The organism is Arthrobacter sp. CAL618 (assembly GCF_000468215.1).
Taxonomy (GTDB): domain Bacteria; phylum Actinomycetota; class Actinomycetes; order Actinomycetales; family Micrococcaceae; genus Arthrobacter_D.
The window spans coordinates 10,179-11,545 of record NZ_ASZW01000231.1; the positions used below are offsets into that span (position 1 = coordinate 10,179).

Here is a 1,367-nt window from a genome sequence, read left to right on the forward strand (position 1 = left end):
CCTGCCGCCCGGCGCCCGGGTGGAAGTCCGCCGTGCAGCTACCCCGGTCCGGTTGGCTCGCACCCAACTCACCCCCTTCTCCGAGCGACTCGTGAAGAAGTTCTCGCTCCCCACCCAGGGCTGGCGTGGCCCGACCAGTCATGCAGGAGGTACCGGCCAGTGATCGAAGAAATCCGCATCCGCGACCTTGGCGTCATCACCGATGCCACACTGCACCTGGGCGGCGGTTTCACCGTAGTGACCGGTGAAACCGGTGCCGGCAAGACGATGGTGATCACCGCTCTGGGGCTGCTGCTCGGCGCGCGGGCCGACGCCGGTGCCGTACGTCTCGGAGCGAAAGCCGCTTCGGCCGAGGCGGTCCTCCGGATCGCCCCGCACAGCACCGCCGCACTGCGTGCCGCGGAAGCGGGCGGGGAATTGGACGAGTCGGAGGGCTCGGCTGAGCTGATCGTCGCACGCACTGTCAATGGTGATGGACGGAGTCGCGCGTACGTCGGCGGCAGGTCAGCCCCGGCGGGGGTGCTCGCTGAGCTGGGATCGGCGCTGGTGGTAGTCCACGGCCAGTCCGATCAGCTACGCCTGAAAACCACTGCGGCCCAGCGGGAAGCGCTGGACAAATTCGCGGGGGCCCCACTGGCTGAGGTGCTGGGACGCTATCAGGTGAGTTACCGTCGCCTGCAGGAGGCGGCCGCCGAGCTGGAGCAACTCCTGACCGACTCGCGGGAGCGGGTCAGGGAGGCCGAATCACTGCAGGCCGCGCTCGAGGAAATTGACGCCGTCGCACCGCAGCCGGGTGAGGATGACAACCTGAAGGCGGAGTCCATCCGTCTGGGCCACGTCGAGGAGCTTCGGACCGCGGCGTTCAAAGCCCACCAGGCGCTCGTCTCGGGTGAATTCGCCGACGACCAGGACGCCACAGTGCTCGTGGATGCCGCCAAACGCCAACTGGAATCGGCGGGGGACCATGACCCAGCCCTGGCCGCGCTGGCTGGGCGACTCGCCGAAGTGGGCTACATCCTCACCGATATTTCAACCGAACTGTCGGGCTATAGCGCCTCCCTCGACAGCGACGGACCCGGCCGGCTGGCCGAAGTCGAATCGCGACGGGCCGAACTGGCCGTCCTCATCCGCAAGTACGCGCCCAGCATCGACGAGGTGCTTGACTGGGCTGCGGCCGGGCAGCTCCGGCTCGGTGAGCTAGGCGACGACTCCACCCGGATCGAGGCGCTGGGGAAGGAGATTGCCGCCCTTGAGCAGACGGTGGGTGCGCAGGCCGAGGAACTCACCGCCCTGCGCACCGTCGCCGCCGCCACGCTCGCAGAGCGGGTCACCGACGAACTGTCGGCACTCGCCATGGCGGCGGCCAG

The 1,367-nt window shown here is 68.7% G+C and carries 2 pseudogenes (1 of these 2 only partly in view); both read left to right on the forward strand.

Annotated elements, in window-relative coordinates:
* Positions 1-163: pseudogene (locus tag K728_RS23305) on the forward strand (NAD kinase); the annotation flags it as partial.
* A pseudogene (gene recN / locus K728_RS19520) lies at positions 160-1,367 on the forward strand (DNA repair protein RecN); it runs 530 nt beyond the window's last position. The pseudogenes K728_RS23305 and recN, both read left to right, overlap by 4 nt.